This window comes from Pseudomonas sp. Tun-23181, assembly GCF_057415455.1.
Map to the genome: position 1 here is coordinate 4,249,195 of NZ_CM171630.1, position 19,330 is coordinate 4,268,524.

Annotated in this window: 13 protein-coding genes and 1 pseudogene; 12 read left to right on the top strand and 2 right to left on the bottom strand. The window is 65.3% G+C overall.

Features of this window, described 5'->3' with window-relative positions:
* Window positions 1-9: 9 nt before the first annotated feature.
* Window positions 10-174, top strand: a pseudogene (locus tag ACDI39_RS20180) (IS5/IS1182 family transposase); the annotation flags it as partial.
* A gap of 245 nt (window positions 175-419) precedes the next feature.
* Here ACDI39_RS20180 and putA read toward each other — a convergent pair.
* Complete coding sequence (gene putA / locus ACDI39_RS20185) at window positions 420-4,373, bottom strand: trifunctional transcriptional regulator/proline dehydrogenase/L-glutamate gamma-semialdehyde dehydrogenase (RefSeq protein WP_253167880.1); 3,954 nt, start codon at window positions 4,371-4,373, stop codon at window positions 420-422.
* A 360-nt stretch (window positions 4,374-4,733) separates the two neighbouring features.
* On the opposite strand from putA, the gene putP reads away from it, so the two are divergent.
* From putP to ACDI39_RS20230, 9 genes are all read left to right on the top strand, one after another.
* Window positions 4,734-6,212 (top strand): sodium/proline symporter PutP, encoded by a 1,479-nt coding sequence (putP, locus tag ACDI39_RS20190; RefSeq protein WP_225788901.1) that lies wholly within the window; start codon window positions 4,734-4,736, stop codon window positions 6,210-6,212.
* Window positions 6,213-6,338: 126 nt separating this feature from the next.
* Entirely contained in the window at window positions 6,339-7,175 is an 837-nt protein-coding gene (locus tag ACDI39_RS20195; protein WP_225788902.1) for a 23S rRNA (adenine(2030)-N(6))-methyltransferase RlmJ, read from the top strand.
* 175 nt (window positions 7,176-7,350) lie between these two features.
* Complete coding sequence (locus ACDI39_RS20200) at window positions 7,351-9,108, top strand: carbamoyltransferase family protein (protein WP_225788903.1); 1,758 nt, start codon at window positions 7,351-7,353, stop codon at window positions 9,106-9,108.
* Window positions 9,092-10,222: a glycosyltransferase gene (locus ACDI39_RS20205; RefSeq protein WP_225788904.1), complete on the top strand. Its 1,131-nt coding sequence runs from the start codon at window positions 9,092-9,094 to the stop codon at window positions 10,220-10,222. Before ACDI39_RS20200 ends, ACDI39_RS20205 begins: the two co-directional genes overlap by 17 nt.
* Complete coding sequence (locus tag ACDI39_RS20210) at window positions 10,222-11,118, top strand: antimicrobial resistance protein Mig-14 (RefSeq protein WP_225788905.1); 897 nt, start codon at window positions 10,222-10,224, stop codon at window positions 11,116-11,118. Before ACDI39_RS20205 ends, ACDI39_RS20210 begins: the two co-directional genes overlap by 1 nt.
* A complete protein-coding gene (locus ACDI39_RS20215) occupies window positions 11,115-12,518 on the top strand; it encodes a PIG-L deacetylase family protein (protein WP_225788906.1) in 1,404 nt (467 codons plus the stop codon). The genes ACDI39_RS20210 and ACDI39_RS20215 overlap by 4 nt, the downstream gene beginning before the upstream one ends.
* 47 nt (window positions 12,519-12,565) lie before the next feature.
* The gene (locus ACDI39_RS20220; RefSeq protein ID WP_225788907.1) at window positions 12,566-13,522 is read left to right on the top strand and encodes a glycosyltransferase family protein; all 957 of its coding nucleotides are present in this window, start codon (window positions 12,566-12,568) and stop codon (window positions 13,520-13,522) included.
* Window positions 13,523-13,588: 66 nt separating this feature from the next.
* A complete protein-coding gene (locus ACDI39_RS20225; RefSeq protein ID WP_225788908.1) occupies window positions 13,589-14,362 on the top strand; it encodes a glycosyltransferase family 2 protein in 774 nt (257 codons plus the stop codon).
* Between the two features lie 48 nt (window positions 14,363-14,410).
* Window positions 14,411-15,502, top strand: a complete 1,092-nt coding sequence (locus ACDI39_RS20230; protein ID WP_225788909.1) for a glycosyltransferase — start codon at window positions 14,411-14,413, stop codon at window positions 15,500-15,502.
* 3 nt (window positions 15,503-15,505) lie between these two features.
* Here the strand turns inward: ACDI39_RS20230 and ACDI39_RS20235 are convergent, their stop codons facing one another.
* Window positions 15,506-16,111 carry a BUD32 family EKC/KEOPS complex subunit gene (locus ACDI39_RS20235; protein ID WP_225788910.1) on the bottom strand — a complete coding sequence of 202 codons (606 nt, stop codon included), beginning with the start codon at window positions 16,109-16,111 and terminating at the stop codon, window positions 15,506-15,508.
* A 103-nt stretch (window positions 16,112-16,214) separates the two neighbouring features.
* Here ACDI39_RS20235 and ACDI39_RS20240 point away from each other — a divergent pair, with 103 nt between their 5' ends.
* Both ACDI39_RS20240 and msbA read left to right on the top strand, forming a co-directional pair.
* Window positions 16,215-17,390: an O-antigen ligase family protein gene (locus ACDI39_RS20240; protein WP_225788911.1), complete on the top strand. Its 1,176-nt coding sequence runs from the start codon at window positions 16,215-16,217 to the stop codon at window positions 17,388-17,390.
* A gap of 15 nt (window positions 17,391-17,405) precedes the next feature.
* Window positions 17,406-19,214, top strand: a complete 1,809-nt coding sequence (gene msbA, locus ACDI39_RS20245) for a lipid A export permease/ATP-binding protein MsbA (RefSeq protein WP_225788912.1) — start codon at window positions 17,406-17,408, stop codon at window positions 19,212-19,214.
* Window positions 19,215-19,330: the final 116 nt, after the last annotated feature.

Consider the following 19,330-nt stretch of genomic DNA (forward strand, 5'->3'; position numbering starts at 1 on the left):
TGCCAGTGTAGACGCAGTACCTACAAGCATTTGATAAAACGCAGTGCGCTTTACAAGGCCAGGCGCAATATTGAAAAGTCAGAAGCCCAGGTATGTGCGAAGGTCAAGCACCCGTTCCGGGAGATCAAGCGCCAGTTCGGTTATGTGAAGACCCGCTTTCGTGGCTTGGCCAAAAAAAGGAGAGCCTAAGCTCAATGCCGGTCAGTTAAGACTTTCAGTTGTCATTTGGGGCCGCTTCGCGCCCCATCGCCGGCAAGCCGGCTCCCACACTGTCCGTGCAAACCGCACATGTGTGTCGCCGCGGTCCCTGTGGGAGCCGGCTTGCCGGCGATGGGCTGCAAGGTAGCCCCAAAAATGACAAAGCGCCGCTTAACTGACTGACATTGAGCCTAAGCTCTCCTTCTTCCATTCAACGACCGTCAGCCAATGGTCATCAAGCTGGCGTTACCCCCCGCCGCAGCGGTGTTCACACTCACCGCCCGCTCGATCACCAAACGCTCCAGCGCAATCTGGTGATCGCCGCTGGACAGCCCATGCACGCCCACGATCGCCCCGGCACGCTTGGCCACCTGCTCGCAGACGCGGCGCAGTTGGTCGGAGTCGCCGTGGTGGATGACCGCGTCGAACGCGACTTCATCCTTGTTCCAATCCGCCACCAGCTTGACCTTCGCTTGCAGCTCCTTCGGCAGGCGGGCGCGCAGGGCCTTGCCTGGCTCGCCATCGACCCACACCGCCGAGCTACCGACGGCCAGTACGGCTGCCAGTTGGGCCAGCAGATCGGCTTCGTTGTCGGCCAGGCACAGCACGTGCTCGCGCGGCAGCACGGTGTAGGTGTTGCGCTCGCCGGTCGGGCCGGGCAGCACGCGGGTGATGCCACTCTGGGACTGCTCGGCGAACTGCTCGCACAGCTCGGCCAGGCCCGTCAGCTGGCTGCTGTCGGCCCAGGTCTTGAAGGTGTGCAGCGGCTTGATCAACTGGTCGCGCAGGGCGCCGTCGATCTTGCTGTCACCGTCGGTACGCTGGAAGTGACGGGCGATGGCGTCGGCCGGGCGGGTCGACAGCAGGCGGTACAGGTACAGCGGGCCGCCGGCTTTCGGGCCGGTGCCAGACAGGCCTTCGCCACCGAACGGCTGCACGCCGACCACCGCACCGACGATGTTGCGGTTGACGTACATGTTGCCGGCGTTGACGTTGTCCACCACCTTGGCGATGGTCTCGTCGATGCGGGTGTGCACGCCCAGGGTCAGGCCGTAGCCGGAGGCGTTGATCTGCTCGATCAACTGGTCGAGGTTACGACGGTTGTAGCGCACCACATGCAGCACCGGGCCGAAGATCTCGCGCTTGAGCTCGTCGAAGCTTTCCAGTTCGATCAGGGTCGGCATGACGAAGGTGCCGCGCTTGCATTCCTCGGCATCGGCGATGGCCACCTGGTAGACCGAGCGGCCTTTCTCGCGCATGCCCTGGATGTGTTTCTCGATGCCGGCCTTGGCCTCGGCGTCGATCACCGGGCCGATGTCCACCGGCAGGCGCTCCGGATTGCCCAGGCGGTTCTGCGCCATGGCGCCCTTGAGCATCTCGATCACGCGGTCGGCGGAGTCTTCCTGCAGGCACAGCACGCGCAGCGCCGAACAGCGCTGGCCGGCGCTGTCGAAGGCCGAGGACACCACGTCGATCACCACCTGCTCGGTCAGGGCCGAGGAGTCGACGATCATGGCGTTCTGGCCGCCGGTCTCGGCGATCAGTGGGATCGGGCGGCCCTGGGCATCCAGGCGGCCAGCGATGTTGCGTTGCAGCAGGCGCGCCACCTCGGTGGAGCCGGTGAACATCACGCCCTTGACCCGCTCGTCGCCGACCAGGCCGGCGCCGACGGTCTCGCCACGGCCTGGCAGCAGCTGCAGCACGCCTTGCGGAATGCCGGCTTCCAGCAGCAGGCGCACGGCCTGGGCGGCGACCAGCGGGGTCTGCTCGGCAGGCTTGGCCAGGACAGGGTTGCCGGCGGCCAGGGCAGCGGCTACCTGGCCGGTGAAGATCGCCAGGGGGAAGTTCCACGGGCTGATGCACACCACCGGGCCCAGCGGGCGGTGGGCGTCATTGCTGAAGTCGTTGCGTGCCTGCACCGCGTAGTAGCGCAAGAAGTCCACCGCCTCGCGTACTTCGGCGATGGCGTTGGCGAAGGTCTTGCCGGCCTCGCGGATGAGCAGGCCCATCAGCGGCTGGATCTCGGCTTCCATCAGGTCGGCGGTGCGCTCGAGGATCGCAGCACGCTCGGCCGGCGGGGTGGCCTGCCAGATCGGCGCGGCATTGAGGGCGCACTGGATGGCGTTGTCGACGTCGGCGACGGTGGCTTCCTGCACATGGCCCACCACGTCGCGGTGGTCGGCCGGGTTGAGCACCGGCGCGGCAGCCTGCTCGCTGGCGGCGCAGGCCAGCAGCGGGGTGGCTTTCCAGTCGTTGTGCGCGGTGGCCAGCATGGCGCAGGACAGCGACGCCAGGCGGTGTTCGTTGGCCATGTCGATGCCGGCCGAGTTGGCCCGCTCGCTGCCGTAGAGGTCACGCGGCAGGGGGATGCGCGGGTGCGGCAGGCCGATGGCGCCTTCCTGGGTGGCCATGCGCTCGATGCTGACGACCGGGTCGGCGACCAGTTCCTGGATGGAGATCGAGTGGTCGGCGATGCGGTTGACGAACGAGGTGTTGGCGCCGTTTTCCAGCAGGCGGCGCACCAGGTAGGCCAGCAGGGTCTCATGGGTGCCGACCGGCGCGTAGACGCGGCACGGGCGGTTCAGCTTGCCTTCGGAAACCTTGCCCACCACCTGCTCGTACAGGGGCTCGCCCATGCCGTGCAGGCACTGGAACTCGTATTGGCCCGGGTAATAGTTCTGACCGGCAATGTGGTAGATGGCCGACAGGGTGTGGGCGTTGTGCGTGGCGAACTGCGGGTAGATGGCATCCGGTACCGACAGCAGCTTGCGTGCGCAGGCGATGTAGGACACGTCGGTGTACACCTTGCGGGTGTACACCGGGTAGCCTTCCAGGCCTTCGACCTGGGCGCGCTTGATCTCGCTGTCCCAGTAGGCGCCCTTGACCAGGCGGATCATCAGGCGGTGGCGGCTGCGCTTGGCCAGGTCGATGACGTAGTCGATCACGTACGGGCAGCGCTTCTGGTAGGCCTGGATGACGAAGCCGATACCGTTCCAGCCGGCCAGCGCAGGCTCGAAGCACAGGCGCTCGAGCAGGTCCAGGGACAGCTCCAGGCGGTCGGCTTCCTCGGCATCGATGTTCAGGCCGATGTCGTACTGCTTGGCCAGCAGGGTCAGCGACAGCAGGCGTGGGTACAGCTCTTCCATCACACGCTCGTACTGGGCGCGGCTGTAGCGCGGGTGCAGGGCCGACAGCTTGATGGAGATGCCCGGGCCTTCATAGATGCCACGGCCGTGGGACGCCTTGCCGATCGAGTGGATCGCCTGCTCGTAGGAAGCCAGGTACTTCTGTGCGTCGTGCTCGGTCAGTGCGGCTTCGCCGAGCATGTCGTAGGAATAGCGGAAACCCTTGGACTCGAAGCGGCTGGCATTGGCCAGGGCCTCGGCGATGGTCTCGCCGGTGACGAACTGCTCGCCCATCAGACGCATGGCCATGTCGACGCCCTTGCGGATCATCGGTTCGCCGCTCTTGCCGATGATGCGGGTGAGCGAGGAGGTCAGGCCGGATTCGTTGTGGGTGGAAACCAGCTTGCCGGTCAGCAGCAGGCCCCAGGTGGCGGCATTGACGAACAGCGACGGGCTGTTGCCCAGGTGCGGCTGCCAGTTGCCGGTGCTGATCTTGTCGCGGATCAGGGCATCGCGGGTGCCCTTGTCGGGAATGCGCAGCAGGGCTTCGGCCAGGCACATCAGGGCCACGCCCTCCTGGGACGACAGGGAGAACTCCTGCAGCAGGCCCTGGACGATGCCGGCACGGCCGCTGGCGCTCTTCTGGTTGCGCAGCTTCTCGGCGATGCCGGAGGCCAGCTTGTTGGTGGCCTCGGCCTGGGCGGCCGACAGGCGGGCCTGCTCCAGCAGCATCGGCACCATTTCCTGTTCCGGGCGGCGGTAGGCGGCGGTGATGGCCGAGCGCAGCACCGACTGCGGCAGGATGCTCTCGGCGAACTCGAGGAAGCACTGGTGGCTGTGGTCGGGCTGGATTTCCCCGGCATCGTCGGCCGGGTGACCGGCCTGGCCGTTGAGTTCGGTCAGGGTGGCGCCACCCTCGAGCTTCTCCAGGTAGCTGAAGATCGCTTGCTTGATCAGCCAGTGCGGTGTGCGGTCGATGGACTGCGCAGCGGCTTTGAGTCGCTCACGGGTCGGGTCGTCGAGTTTGACCCCAAGGGTGGTCGTCGCCATTTCTTATTCCTCGATATTGCCACGGGTGTGGCCTAAGCTGTCGGCAAGATTAGCTGTAGGACAATTCGGGTGCAACCGGGTGCAACCCGTTTTTTTGGAGGAAAAGGTGCAACTCGTCCGGTGGTATTTCCCACATGGCGAAAAAGGTCGTTGTCGGTGCGTTTTCTTATGAAAAACGTGCCGTATGCTCCGAAAAGGAGCAAAAAAGGCACTTTTTCTGAAAAGGTGCGTCCAGGTGCAACTTGGCATTGAAAAATGGTTGCACCCTGTTCGTGTTGTTGCATAGGATGCGCCGCCTGGGTGCAACCACCTTTACCGAGGCGGTTCGCAAGAGATAAAAACAAACGCCAGGGCACAACCATGGGCAATCCACTCACGATCACCTTCGTGGTCTACATCGCGGCAATGGTGCTGATCGGCTTCGTGGCCTATCGCTCCACCAAGAACCTCTCCGACTACATCCTCGGCGGCCGTAGCCTCGGCAGCGTGGTCACCGCGCTCTCCGCCGGCGCTTCCGACATGAGCGGCTGGCTGCTGATGGGCCTGCCGGGCGCCATCTACCTGTCGGGCCTCTCGGAGGCCTGGATCGCCATCGGCCTGACCATCGGCGCCTACCTGAACTGGCTGTTCGTGGCCGGCCGCCTGCGCGTGCAGACCGAGTACAACGGCGACGCCCTGACCCTGCCGGACTACTTCACCAGCCGTTTCGAAGACAAGAGCGGCCTGCTGCGGGTGATCTCGGCCGTCGTCATCCTGGTGTTCTTCACCATCTACTGCGCTTCCGGCATCGTCGCCGGCGCCCGCCTGTTCGAAAGCACCTTCGGCATGTCGTACGAGACCGCCCTGTGGGCCGGTGCCGCGGCGACCATCGCCTACACCTTCGTCGGTGGCTTCCTGGCGGTGAGCTGGACCGACACCGTGCAGGCCTCGCTGATGATCTTCGCGCTGATCCTCACCCCGATCATCGTGCTGATCTCCACTGGCGGCTTCGACACCACGTTCCTCGCCATCGAGGCGCAGAACCCGGCCAACTTCGACATGTTCCGCGGCGCCACCTTCATCGGCATCATCTCGCTGCTGGGCTGGGGCCTGGGCTACTTCGGCCAGCCGCACATCCTGGCGCGCTTCATGGCCGCCGAGTCGGTCAAGTCGATCGCCAACGCCCGCCGCATCTCCATGACCTGGATGATTCTGTGCCTGGCCGGCACCTGCGCCGTGGGCTTCTTCGGTATCGCCTACTTCTCGGCCAACCCTGGCCTGGCCGGCCCGGTCACCGAGAACCACGAGCGTGTGTTCATCGAGCTGGCGAAGATCCTGTTCAACCCATGGATCGCCGGTGTACTGCTGTCGGCCATCCTGGCGGCGGTGATGAGTACCCTGAGCTGCCAGCTGCTGGTGTGCTCCAGTGCCCTGACCGAAGACTTCTACAAGGCCTTCCTGCGCAAGAACGCTTCCCAGGTCGAGCTGGTCTGGGTCGGCCGCCTGATGGTCCTGGCCGTGGCCCTGATCGCCATCGCCCTGGCCGCCAACCCTGAGAACCGCGTGCTGGGCCTGGTGGCCTACGCCTGGGCCGGCTTCGGCGCCGCCTTCGGTCCGGTGGTGCTGATCTCTGTGCTGTGGAAGGGCATGACCCGCAACGGCGCCCTGGCCGGTATCCTGGTCGGTGCCGTGACCGTGATCGTGTGGAAGAACTATGTCGGCCTGGGTCTGTACGAAATCATCCCGGGCTTCCTGCTGGCGACCCTCGCCATCGTCGTGGTGAGCAAGCTGGGGCGTCCTTCGGCCAGCATGGTCTCGAGCTTCGAGAAGGCCGACGAGGCCTACCATATCGGCAAGTGATGTTTCGCTGACGCCTGCCTGAAGCGGCCCGCGCCTCGCCGAGACGCGGGCCGCTGTCGTTTCGGCGGGCGCGACCTGACGGCGTCGGCGCGACAAGGTAAACTTGCCGGCTTCGCAGGAGTTGCCATGAACTATCGTCACGCCTTCCACGCCGGCAACCATGCCGACGTCTTCAAGCACATCGTGCTGACCCGCCTCATCGCCCTGATGTCGCGCAAGGAGCAGCCGTTCGCCTACCTCGATACCCATGCCGGCCTGGGGCTGTACGACCTGCAGGGCGACCAGGCGACGCGCACCGGCGAATACCTCGAAGGTATCGCCCGGCTGTGGAACCGCGACGACCTGCCGGCCATCACCACCGACTACCTGCGCATCGTCAAGCGCCTGAACGCCGACGGTGAGCTGCGCTACTACCCTGGCTCGCCAGAGCTGGCCCGGCGCTTGATGCGCCAGCAGGACCGCGCCCTGCTCAACGAGAAGCACCCCGAGGACGGGCCGCTGCTCAAGGAGAACATGAAGAAGGACCCACGGGTCGTCGTTCACCTGGGCGAGGGCTGGCACGTGCCGCGGGCCCTGCTGCCGGTGCAGGAGAAGCGCGCGATCATGCTGGTCGACCCACCATTCGAGCAGCCCGACGAGCTCAAGCGCTGCACCGTGGCGATGAAGGAGGCGATCGGGCGCATGCGCCAGACCGTCGCCGCGATCTGGTACCCGATCAAGGACCAGCGCTCGCTGACCCGCTTCTACCAGGACCTGACCAGCACCGGTGCGCCCAAGCTGCTGCGCGCAGAGCTGTACGTGCACCACCAGGACAGCCCGCAGGGGCTCAATGGCTCGGGCCTGGCCATCGCCAACCCGCCTTGGGGGCTGGAAGAGGAACTGCGCGAGTTGCTGCCTTGGCTGGCCAAGGAGCTGGCGCAGACGGCGGGTAGCTGGCGGATGGACTGGTTGATCGCGGAGTAGCCTGTAGACCTCTTTGGGGCGCGAAGCGGCCCCGGCATTGGTGCAGGCCCGCAATCGAAGGCGCAGCCCTCGCAGAGGCATCCGCACACAGCGCTTTGCGTTATAATCCCGCTCTTTAGTCGCCGTCCGCCCGCGAGCCGGCGGCGCATTTCTACCGAATGAAGAGGCTAGACCCTTGGCATTGACGATTCTTGGCCTGTCCGGCGCCCTTAGCCATGACCCTTCCGCGGCCCTGTACATCGACGGCAAGCTGGTTGCCGCCGCCGAAGAAGAGCGCTTCGTGCGTGACAAGCATGCGAAGAACCGCATGCCCTACGAGTCGGCGAAGTTCTGCCTGGAGCAGGCCGGCATCAAGCCGTCCGACGTCGACGTGGTGGCCATTCCGTTCGCCCCGATCAGCCTGTTCGGCAAGGCCCGTTGGCACTACGCCAAGCGCTACTGGTACGCCCCTGACCGCGCGCTCGATGCGATCCTGATGGGCAACCGCCGCTACAAGCGCTACCGCAAGAAGATCGTCTGGTGTCTGGAGCAACTGGGCTTCGATCCGAAAAAGATCAAGATCGAGCCGGTCGAGCACCACCTGGCCCACGCTTCCAGCGCCTATCACTGCTCGGGCTTCCAGGAAAAGACCGCGATCCTCGGCATCGACGGCAAGGGCGAGTACGCCACCACCTTCTTCGGCTACGGTGAAAACGGCCGTATCCACAAGATCAAGGAATTCTACGACCCGGACTCGCTCGGTGGCCTGTACGGCGCGATCACCGAGTTCCTCGGCTTCGAGATGCTCGACGGCGAGTTCAAGGTCATGGGCATGGCCCCGTACGGCGATGCCAGCAAGTACGACTTCTCCCGCCTGGCCAGCTTCGAGAATGGCGAACTGGTGATCAACACCGAATACGCCAACGTCATCGGCCTGCGTCGCTATAAAGAGAAGGGCAAGGGCTTCTACTTCTCGCCCAAGCTCATCGAATGGCTTGGCCCCAAGCGCGAGGGCGACATCGCCGACGAGCCGTACATCCACTATGCGGCGAGTATGCAGGCGCTGTTTGAGAAGCTGGCCCTGCAGATGATCGACCATTACCTGGGCGATATCCTCAAGCAGACCGGCAAGCTGGCCTTCGCCGGCGGTTGTGCGCTGAACGTCAAGCTGAACCAGAAGATCATCGCCCGCCCGGACGTCAAGGAGCTGTTCGTCCAGCCTGCCTCCGGTGACGCCGGTACCGCGGTCGGTGCGGCGGCCTATGTGTCCCATGCCCGTGGCGTGCCGGTCGAGAAGATGGAGCACGTCTACCTCGGTCCTTCGTATTCCAACGAAGACGTGATCGCCGCCTGCGCCCGCCACCCAAGCGCGCCGAAGTGGCGCAAGATCGACGACATGCCCCAGCGCATCGCCAAGATCATGGTCGATGGCAACCCGGTGGCCTGGTTCCAGGGCCGCATGGAGTTCGGCCCGCGTGCCCTGGGCGGCCGCTCGATCATCGGTTGCCCGAGCGTGCCGGGCGTGGCCGACCGGATCAACGAGCAGATCAAGTTCCGCGAGCGCTGGAGACCATTCTGCCCGTCGATGCTCGACACCGTCGCACCGCAGATGATCAAGGTCGACCATCCGGCACCGTTCATGACGTTCACCTTCGAAGTCGCCGAGGAGTGGAAGACCCGTGTCCCGGAAGTGGTCCACGAGGACGGCACGTCGCGCGCCCAGGTGCTCAAGCGGGAGTACAACCCGCGCTACTACGACATGATGAAGGCCCTCGAAGACCTGACCGGCAACGGCGTGTCGCTGAACACCTCGCTCAACCGTCGTGGCGAACCCATGATCTGCTCGCCGACCGATGCCTTGAACATGTTCTTCGGCTCGGACCTGCAGTACCTGATCATGGAAGACATCCTGGTGGTCAAGGATGGCGCGGCGCCTTATGACCAACCGCTCTGAACAGCGCATCCTGCAGTTCTGCCATGGCTATGACGGGCCTTTCCTCGATTGCGCCCGTCAATACGCCAGTCTGTTCCAGGGCACGGGCTACCGGGTCACCACGGTCTTTCTCACTGGCAAGGCCGACCCACGGGTAGCCGCCGGCTGCGCGTCCGACGAGGTCTTGTTCCTGGCGTTCAGTTCCAAGGCTGTACGCGGGCTGAAGCTGGGTGCCATCCAGGCGCTGCGCAAGATCGCTGCCGAGCGCAACTTCAGCTTCTGCATCGCCCACCGCTTCAAGCCCATCTACGTGACGCTGCTGGCCACCGGCCTGCCGGTGATCGGCGTGCACCATGCCTTCGGCGACTACGCACGCGGCGGGCGGCGGCTGTTCGCCAACCTCTTTCGCAAACGCCTGAGCCTGCTCGGGGTCTCGGACGCGGTGCGCGACGACATGCGTCGCTGCCTGCCCACGTGGCCCGCCGAGCGTATCCAGACCTTGTACAACCGCATCGACGTCGAGGCCCTGCAGGCAGCCCTCGTGCCGCGTGACGAGGCGCGCCGTGCGTTGGGCCTCGACCCGCAGGCCTGGATCGTCGGCAACGTCGGTCGCCTGCACCCTGACAAGGACCAGGCCACCCTGCTGCGTGGCTTCGCCGAGGCGCTGCCGGGCCTGCCGGCCAGCGCCCGCCTGGTGCTGCTGGGCCAAGGCCGCCTGGAAGACAAACTCAAGGCCCAGGCCGCGGCACTGGGGATCGCCGGGCAGGTGGACTTCCTCGGCCAGGTGGCCGATGCCCGCCGTTATTTCCAGGCGTTCGATGTGTTCGCCCTGAGCTCCGACCACGAGCCGTTCGGCATGGTCCTGCTGGAGGCCATGGTTGCTGGAGTCCCGCTGCTGGCCACGGCCTGCGGTGGTGCCCGCGAGGTGGTCGAGGGCGTGGGCGTGCTGTTCCCCTTGGGCGATGCCGGGCAGTTGGCCCAGGGCCTGCAGCACCTGGCAGGGCTGGACGAGGCACAGCGCCAGGCGTGCGCCGAGCACATGCTGCAACGCCTGCGCGAGCGCTTCAGCGACCAGGCCGTGCGCGAGGCATTCTGGCAGCTTGCGCAGGTGCGCGCGTTGGTGGTGCAGGCGTGATGCTCAATCATATCCAGGCCTTTCGCGAACGCGGCTGGCAGGCCATCGACCCAGCAGACTATGCCGCCGCCTGGCAGCGTTTCGGCGGCAGCGTGGCGACGCACCCCCTGGTGGTCGAGCAACTGGCCGACCTGGCGCAAATCCCGGTGCGCTACCTGGGCTGGCGACAGGATGGCGAGCTCAAGGCCGCCATTCCTACCTGGGGACGCCACCTGGCGCTGTCCAAGGACGTGCTCAAGCGCATGGGCAAGAAGGGGCTGTTCGACCTGGGCAATGCGGAGATCATCCTGCCGGCCGCCGCCGACGCCGGTGCGCCGCTGCGGCACGCCGGGCGCTACCTGTCCGAGCTGAACCAGGGGCGTTTCACCGGCCTCAAGGCGCAGCCCGAGCAGTTGGCCATGGCCCGCCCCCACGAAGACCTGTCGAAGAAGTTCCGCTACAACCAGCGTCGCGAGCTGCGCCTGCTGGAAGAGGCGGGCGGCCAGGTGCGACCGATCGGCGACTTCAGCGCCGCGCAGCTCGCCGCCATGTACTGCGACCTGTTCCAGCGGCGCTGGGGCTTTCCGGCCACTGGCGCTGCGCGCATGGCAGAGGTGCTGGAGCGTTTGCGCGAGCTGATGATCGGTTCGGTGCTGTTGCTCGAAGGCGCACCCATCGCCATCCAGCTGGTGTACCGGGTCGAGGCGCCGGAATGGATCAGCGTCGAGTACGTCAATGGCGGCGTCGACCCTGAAACCAAGGCCTTCAGCCCCGGCAGCGTGCTGAGCTTCCTCAATACCCAGGCCGCCTGGGAGGATGCCCGCGCCCGCAACAAGCCGCTGCGGTTCTCGTTCGGTCGTGCCGACCGCGAGTACAAGGACCGCTGGTGCAACCCTGTGCCGGTGTTCCAGGCATGAGCCGCAAGCAGGCGCTGCTCAGGCGCCACCGGCGCAACAAGCGCTTCGGCCTGCTGGCGGGCCTGGTCCTGCTGGTCGTGCTCGGGGTCGCCACGTACTGGTGGCTGCCGCTGGTACTGCTGCCGCTGATCTGGGTGGCCCACGAGGCCTGGTTCGCCGATCACCTGTTCTATTCCCCGGCCGAGGACTACGAGTACCGCTTCGGTGAGCAGACCCGCGAGGCGTCCGTGACCCTGCGCGGCGGCCTGCTCGAGGTAGATGCCGCGCTGGCCGGGGACGAGACGCTGGTCCTCGAGGTCCGGGTGAAGAGCACCTGGCTGGGCCGCCTGCTCGATCCGCAGGTCGAACTGCTTGCAGAGGGGCAGGGTGACCGGCAGACGTTCGAACGCGGGGTCGAGGGTGTGCGCTTTCTCAACCTGACCGGCCTGGCGGCCCCCCTGATGGCGGGCACCCTGCGGCTGCGGGGACGGCACTGCCGGCTGGTGGGGGCGCCACGGTTGTGGATTGCACCGGGTGTCGAGCTGCGCCAACGCCGAGTCATGGTCATCGCCCCCCATGCCGACGATGCCGAGCTGGCCGCCTACGGGTTGTACAGCCAGGCCGACGAAGCCTGGGTGGTGACCTTGACCGCCGGTGAAATCGAAGCCGAGCATTACCAGCGGATGGGCATGGCCAAGGCCGAGGCCGCACGGCTGAAAGGGCGACTGCGGGCCTGGGACAGCATCGCCGTGCCACGCTGGGCTGGCGTGCCCGAGTCGCGCTGCGTGCAACTGGGTTACTTCTGCCTGCAACTGCCGGCCATGCAGGCGGCGCCCGACCAGCCCGTGGACTCGCGTGAGGCTGACATGGCCGATATTCGCCCATTCCGCCGTTTCAATCCGTTTGCGCTGCCAGCCGATGCCGACGGTGCGCCGACCTGGAACAACCTGTTGGCCGACCTACGCGTCCTGCTGGAGCGGGCCAGGCCGCAGGTACTGGTCATGCCCCATCCGCAGCTCGACCCGCACCCCGACCACCTGTGTGCCCGGGCGGCGGTGCTCGAGGCCTTGCAGGGCTTGGCCTGGCAACCGGAAACCGTACTCTGCTACGCCAACCACCTGCATGACAACGACCGCTGGCCCATGGGCGACAGCGGCGATGGCGTGGCGTTGCCGCCGCAACTGCATGCCGACCAGGCCTGGGCCCCCTGCAGCCTGGTCCTGGACGTGCCGACCCAGCGCGACAAGGCCATGGCCTTGGGCATGATGCACGACCTGCAGCCGCCCGCACCGTTCAAGCGTCGCGTGCGCCGGGCCTTGCAGCGCTGGTTGGCAGGGCGCCGCCCATCGCCGTACGGGGAGAACGAGTTCTTCCGCAAGGCGGTGCGCCGGCACGAATTGTTCTGGCGCCGAGACTCCTGAGTGCCACCTATGATTGAGCGTCTGACGCAAAGAGCCCAAGGAAAGCCATGAAAGTCCTATTTCTGGTGCAGAAAGAACAGCGGGCAATCCTCGACCGGCTGTACGATGGCGTCGCGGCGAACTGCGATTGCGACCTGCGCTGGCTGAGCAGCGAGGACCAGCGCAACCTGCGCCGTTATTTCCGGCGCGAGGTGGATGTCTCGCGCTACGACCGCATCGTCTTCTTCCTGCGCTTCAAGCAGGAGATGCGTCAGGCCGGCTTCATCCGCACGGTGCCGAACCTGGTGATCCTCGAGCATGACGCCTACCAGAACTACATCCCTTGCAAATACACCGGCAAGTTCAGCGCGCATTACCGCAAGCTGCCCTGGGCGCGGGTGATCAGTTCCGGCTACCGTGTCAGCGAGCGCCTGCGCGAGGAGGGCTTCGACGCGGTGTTCGTGCCCAAGGGCTACGATGAGCAACTGCTCAGCGACCAGGGGCGTGAACGCGATATCGAACTGGCGTTCGTCGGCAGTACCAAGAGCGTGGCCTACAGTGGGCGCAAGGCGCTGCTGGACGAACTGGGGCGGGTGGAGAACCTGGTGGTGACCCGCACCAACTCGGGTGAGGACTACTGCAACACCCTCAACCGCATCCGCTTCTTCGTCAGTGCCGATGTCGGCATGGGCGAATACATGATCAAGAACTTCGAAGCGATGGCGTGCGGCTGTGTCTTGCTGGCGTTCGACCAGGGCGAGGAGGAGAATCGCGCCCTGGGCTTGCAGGACATGCACAGCGTGGTGCTGTACGACAGCATCCCTGTATTGCAGGAGAAGCTCCGGCTTTTACGGGCAGACCCTGCGTTGACCGAGCGAATCGCCGCGAATGGACGCGAGCTGGCGGTTTCGCGTTTCAGCTTTGCCCAGGTTGGGCGTAGCATCGTCGAACACATGACCCCTCCATTGAGGCCACACCCGCCGCTGACGGGATGGCAGCGCCTGCGCCTGAGGCTTGGGCTGTGAGTGACGAATCGCAGGTCCCGGGGGTTGGGCATCAACAATTCAAGACCGTAAGGTGGAGGGAGCCCCGTGCGCTTCTCGGAAAACAGTGACATTACCCTGGTGGTGACCAGTTGCGGGCGCTTCGACCTGCTCAAGGAAACCCTGGAGAGTTTCGACCGCTACAACACGGCGCCCATACGCGAAGTCTTCATTACCGAGGACTCCGGCGACGATGCCGTGCACGACGCGGTGCCCGCGCACTGGAAGGATCACTGCACGGTGTTCGTCAACCGGCCGAAGCTGGGCCAACTGGCCTCGATCGACCTGGCCTATGGCCGGGTCAAGACGCCCTACATCTTTCACTGCGAGGATGACTGGCGGTTCTACCGGCAGGGCTTCGTCGAGGACTCACGGGCCATCCTGGAAGCGAGCCCGGACGTGCTGCAGGTCTGGTTGCGCAGCCATGCCCATGACCTGGCGATCCACAGCCCCTACATCCACCTCGGCGATCGCCAGGTGATCGCCGGCGTACCCTGCTACCCGCTGCTCTCGGACAAGGCCGAGTGGCAAGCCTTCTCGCTCAATCCAGGCCTGCGCAGGCTGAGCGATTACCAGCGTTGTGCGCCTTTCGCTGATTATGCCGGTGAAAAAGCGCTGTCGCGGCGCTACGCTGAATTGAACCTGACCGCCATCACCCTGGAGGGTGACGCGGTGCTGCACACGGGCTTTGGTAGCCACGTGACCGTCCCCGAGGAGGTCCAGCGCAAGGCCAAGCGACGACAGCGCGACCGGGTCAGGCTGGCAGCGGTATTGGTGGCAGGGGTCTTGATTGGTACGGGAATCGGTTTTCTTGTTCACTGAATCTGCTGGCCTGGCAGATAGCCTGCCAGGTGCAAGGGAGCTATTCCGATGAACATCGTCAACGTGATGTGGTCGGGCGGAGCTCCGTATATCTCCGTGCATGAGGTCCACCGGCAAATGCTCAAGCACGCCGGTGACGATGCCCGCATCAGCAACTGGTTGCTGCTTGGCGATGGCCTGTGCTGCGGCCTCGGCACCACGCGTGAGTGGCACATGCCACAGCGCGCGCTCAAGGGACGGTACTTCTGGCGGCTGTTGCGGCCGTGGCTGCGCCTGCGTCTGCGCAAGGCATTGGAGCAGGCCGAGGCCGACGTGCTGTTGCTCGATGGCCTGGGCGTCGCCCGTCTGGTACTGCCGTTGTTGCGCCATCTGCCGAATGTACGGGCGACGGTGCTGTTCCATGGCTCGACCCGCCTGCGCCGCCGGGATATCCGTTTGCTGTGTGACGTGGGTGTCGAGCGCCTGAGCGTCGCCGCGGTGTCCCGCACGCTCGCCCGGGAGCTGGAACAGACCCTTGGGTGTCCAGTGCAGACCCTGCGTATCGCGCTCGACCCCCGGGCGTTCGCCGACGGGTTGCTCGATCAGGCGTCGGCCCGGCGCTCCCTGGCCTTGCCCGCAAACCCTGGTCGCCTGTTCGGTGCGGTGGGGCGGTTGGTCGAGAGCAAGGGGTTCGAGATGCTGATCGAAGCATTCGCCAAGGCGCGGGCGCAGCAACCGGACATCCAGTTGGCGATTCTCGGCGAGGGTGAACTGAAAGCGCACCTGGTGGCACGCAGCGAGGCGCTGGGGCTGGGGGGGAGCGTGTGGTTCTGCGGCTACCGACCGGACATGTCGCAGTTGTACCGGGCCTTCGACTGGCTGCTCGTGCCCTCACGGTCAGAGGGCCTGGGGCTCGTGCTACAGGAAGCCGTGCTGGCCGACGTGCCGGTGTTGTGCAGCGACCTGCCGGTATTTCGCGAGCAATTGGGCGAGGCGGGCTATTACCTGCCGATCGGCGACGAAGCCGCCTGGACTGCGGCGATCGAGCGCTGCGTCACGCTCGACGCCAGCGACACGGCCGGCCAGCAACGCCAGGCCCTGGCGCCGGAGCTGGCCTGGCAGGCATTTCGCCAGGGTTCGGCCAATTTGCTGCGCCGCTGAGGTTCAGCGCCCGAGCAGGGCCGCCTGGAAGTCGGCGAGGGGGAAGCGGTCGGCGAGTTTCTCCCGCTCGATATAGCTGGCCAGGTGCTGCACGTTACGCCGTACCATGCGCGCCGACAGCGGTGGGCGCAGGAAACGCATGTCCGCCACGTCGATCAGGCCCAAGCGCTGCTCGGGGGTGACGACCACGTTGCCCAGGTGCAGCGAGCGAAAGTAGATCCCTGAACGGTGCAAGCGGCGGACCAGTTCGATCAACTGGGGCAGGTACTCGTCCCAGCTGAAACCCTCTTGGCGCGACAACTGCAGCAGCGTCTCGCCCGGCAGCGGGCGGTAGAGCACGGCCGTGCGCCCAGGCATTGGCAGCTTGTACTGGCTGATCACCTCGAGCGTTGGAATGCCCAGCTGGGCCAGGCGCCTGGCGTTGTCGACGAAGCGCTGCGAGTACGGGCGTAGCAGCGCAGATGAAATCAGCCGCTTGCGACGAAAAACCTTCAGGATATTTCCATCGCCGAGCAGGTAGACTTTAGCGCCATAGCTATCTGCCTCTAGAACCTTGGCGCCGAGTGTCAGCTGATCGAAGTCGACTTGGGAGAGCCGGGAGCATTGCATGGATAGGGCCTTGTCGTCTTGCAAGCGAAAATGACCGGCCATAATGCCGAATTTGAAGCTGTAGCACCATGATGGTGTCTTGTTGATCTACCGGGGGGAATGGATGTCGTATCAGAATCGCTGGGCCCAGGCCTGGTTTGGGCTCGGCTTTGTCTGGTTTTTGGGAGGGATTGCCCTGGCGCCCAGCAACAAGCTCTACCAGCAGGGGCTCATCCTCTTTCTCTGGTTGCCGACGCTGCTGTTGGCCTGGCCTGCGCGCCGCGTGCTGGTGGAGGCCTGGCGCCGTCAGCCCGCCCTGTGGATCGGCGTCGCGTTGCTGGTTGGCTGGAGCGCCGTGAGCCTGGCCTGGTCGGCCTCCGAGCAGCCCGGGCGGGACGCCAAGAGGCTGCTGTACATCCTGCTGTTTCTCCTCGCCTTTCCTCTCCTGGCCCAGGCTGGCCTGGCGCGCTGCCAGGCCCTGCTACGCATGGGGGGCGCCCTGCTGGCAGTGGCCGCGCTGGCGTCGATCGTTCATTACTATGGCCTGCAGCCAAATCGACTGACGGCTCGCCTGGAGGGGATCGGCGAGATCTCCCACCCTATCCTGGGCGCCTATGTCATTGCCGCCGCGATCTTCTGGACGCTTTACGACGTACCCCGACAGCGTGGCCTGCAAGTCGCCTGGGCCGTGGCGCTGGCCTGTCTGGGCGCGTTCGTGGTGTTCAGCCAGAGTCGCGGGGCGGCCCTGGCGCTGGTCATGACCGTGGTCCTGGCGCCGCTGTGGTTCCGTGACCGCAAGAGCGGCCTGTATGCCATCCTGGCCCTGGTCGCCACCGTCGTTGCTTTCGGCGTGATGCACGAGCTGATCCTGCGCCGTGGGGCGTCCTTCCGTCCAGAGCTGTTCCAGTCGGCGTTGCAGATGATCGCCGAGCACCCTTGGACCGGCTTGGGGCTGGGCGAGGTCTATCGGGTCGAGGCGTTCGGCAAGTCCTTCGACCATACCCACAACATGTTCACCCACGTTGCCGTGGAGCTTGGCCTGCCAGGCCTGCTGCTATGGACAGCGGTATGGCTGTTCACCCTAGGCGAGATCGTGCGGGTCCGCCATACGGCGTTCGGCAAGGCCCTGCTGGCGTTCTGGGTGTTCGCCACCCTGGCCATGCAGTTCGACGCCGCGAGCCTGACCGACACGCCGCGTGCCGAGTGGTTCATCAGCTGGCTGCCGGTGGGGCTGGCGATGTTGTTGCCCTGGGTGCGTGCCGAGGATCGAGCCTGTGGTAAAATTTCCGGTTCAACCTGAACAGCGAGTTCGATGATGGCCGAAACACCGCGAACCGCGGAGCATGCCTCCAGCCTGAAGATCTACTTCCGGCTGCTGGGCTACGTGAAACCCTACATTGGCATCTTCCTGCTGAGCATCGTAGGTTTCGTGATCTTCGCCTCGACCCAGCCGATGCTGGCCGGGATCCTCAAGTACTTCGTCGATGGGCTGAGCAATCCGCAAGCGGTGCTGTTCCCCGACGTGCCCTACCTGCGCGACCTGCAGCTGCTGCAGGCGGTGCCGCTGCTGATCATCCTGATCGCCGCCTGGCAGGGGCTGGGCTCGTTCCTGGGCAACTATTTCCTGGCCAAGGTATCCCTGTGCCTGGTGCACGACCTGCGGGTGGAGCTGTTCAACAAGCTGCTGGTACTGCCCAACCGCTATTTCGACAACCACAACTCCGGGCACCTGATCTCGCGGATCACCTTCAACGTGACCATGGTCACCGGCGCCGCCACCGATGCGATCAAGGTGGTGATCCGCGAGGGCCTGACCGTGGTCTTCCTGTTCGCCTACCTGTTGTGGATGAACTGGAAGCTGACCCTGGTGATGGTCGCCATCCTGCCGATCATCGCCCTGATGGTGAGCACCGCCAGCAAGAAGTTCCGCAAGCAGAGCAAGAAGATCCAGGTGGCCATGGGCGACGTGACCCACGTTGCCTCCGAGACCATCCAGGGCTACCGCGTGGTGCGCAGCTTCGGTGGCGAGGCCTACGAGGAGCGGCGCTTCCAGCAGGCCAGCCAGGGCAATACCGACAAGCAGCTGCGCATGACCAAGACCGGCGCGCTGTACACGCCGTTGCTGCAACTGGTGATCTACAGCGCCATGGCGGCGCTGATGTTCCTGGTGCTGTTCCTGCGGGGCGATGCCTCTGCGGGCGACCTGGTCGCCTACATCACGGCGGCGGGCCTGTTGCCCAAGCCGATTCGCCAGTTGTCGGAAGTCAGCTCGACCATCCAGAAAGGCCTGGCCGGTGCCGAGAGCATCTTCGAGCAACTGGACGAGCAGCCGGAGGTGGATGCCGGCACCGTGGAGATGGAGCGGGTCGAAGGTCGCCTGGAGGTGCGCAACCTCAGCTTCACCTACCCAGGCACCGAGCGCGAGGTGCTGAGCGACATCAGCTTTACCGCCGAGCCTGGGCAGATGATCGCCCTGGTCGGTCGCTCCGGCAGCGGCAAGTCGACCCTGGCCGGGCTGATTCCACGCTTCTATCACCATGACAAGGGGCAGATCCTGCTCGATGGCGTGGAGATCGAGAACTACCGCCTGCGCAACCTGCGCCGCCACGTGGCCCAGGTGACCCAGCACGTGACCCTGTTCAACGACACGGTCGCCAACAACATCGCCTATGGCGACCTGGCCGGTGCGCCGCGCGAGGCCATCGAGGCCGCGGCTGCCGATGCCTACGCCAAGGAGTTCGTCGACCAGTTGCCCCAGGGCTTCGACACCCAGGTCGGCGAGAACGGCGTACTGCTGTCCGGCGGCCAGCGCCAGCGCCTGGCGATCGCCCGTGCCCTGTTGAAGAACGCGCCGTTGTTGATCCTCGACGAGGCCACCTCGGCCCTGGATACCGAGTCCGAGCGCCACATCCAGGCCGCGCTCGACCATGTGATGGAAGGCCGCACCACCCTGGTGATCGCCCATCGCCTGTCGACCATCGAGAAGGCCGACCAGATCCTGGTCATGGATCAGGGCCGGCTGGTGGAGCGCGGCACCCACGCCGAGTTGCTCCAGGCAAATGGCCATTATGCCCGCCTGCATGCCATGGGCCTGGATCAGCCGGAAAAGGCCGATATCACCTGAAGCCTACTGAATCGGGGCCTGGCCGGCCCCGATTGTCACTGGAGTTGTCGCGAGCGCAGGTGGCCATAAAGCCGTCGCTTGCCCTGTGCTAATATCCTGCCCCTGTTCATTTTTCC

Bases quoted from the DNA above. Each gene is read 5' to 3' on its own strand.
- ACDI39_RS20235 (WP_225788910.1), bottom strand. From the start codon at position 16,111: ATGCAATGCTCCCGGCTCTCCCAAGTCGACTTCGATCAGCTGACACTC.
- ACDI39_RS20210 (WP_225788905.1), top strand. From the start codon at position 10,222: ATGCTCAATCATATCCAGGCCTTTCGCGAACGCGGCTGGCAGGCCATC.
- putP (WP_225788901.1), top strand. From the start codon at position 4,734: ATGGGCAATCCACTCACGATCACCTTCGTGGTCTACATCGCGGCAATG.
- ACDI39_RS20240 (WP_225788911.1), top strand. From the start codon at position 16,215: ATGTCGTATCAGAATCGCTGGGCCCAGGCCTGGTTTGGGCTCGGCTTT.
- ACDI39_RS20220 (WP_225788907.1), top strand. From the start codon at position 12,566: ATGAAAGTCCTATTTCTGGTGCAGAAAGAACAGCGGGCAATCCTCGAC.
- ACDI39_RS20230 (WP_225788909.1), top strand. From the start codon at position 14,411: ATGAACATCGTCAACGTGATGTGGTCGGGCGGAGCTCCGTATATCTCC.
- msbA (WP_225788912.1), top strand. From the start codon at position 17,406: ATGGCCGAAACACCGCGAACCGCGGAGCATGCCTCCAGCCTGAAGATC.
- putA (WP_253167880.1), bottom strand. From the start codon at position 4,373: ATGGCGACGACCACCCTTGGGGTCAAACTCGACGACCCGACCCGTGAG.
- ACDI39_RS20205 (WP_225788904.1), top strand. From the start codon at position 9,092: ATGACCAACCGCTCTGAACAGCGCATCCTGCAGTTCTGCCATGGCTAT.
- ACDI39_RS20195 (WP_225788902.1), top strand. From the start codon at position 6,339: ATGAACTATCGTCACGCCTTCCACGCCGGCAACCATGCCGACGTCTTC.
- ACDI39_RS20215 (WP_225788906.1), top strand. From the start codon at position 11,115: ATGAGCCGCAAGCAGGCGCTGCTCAGGCGCCACCGGCGCAACAAGCGC.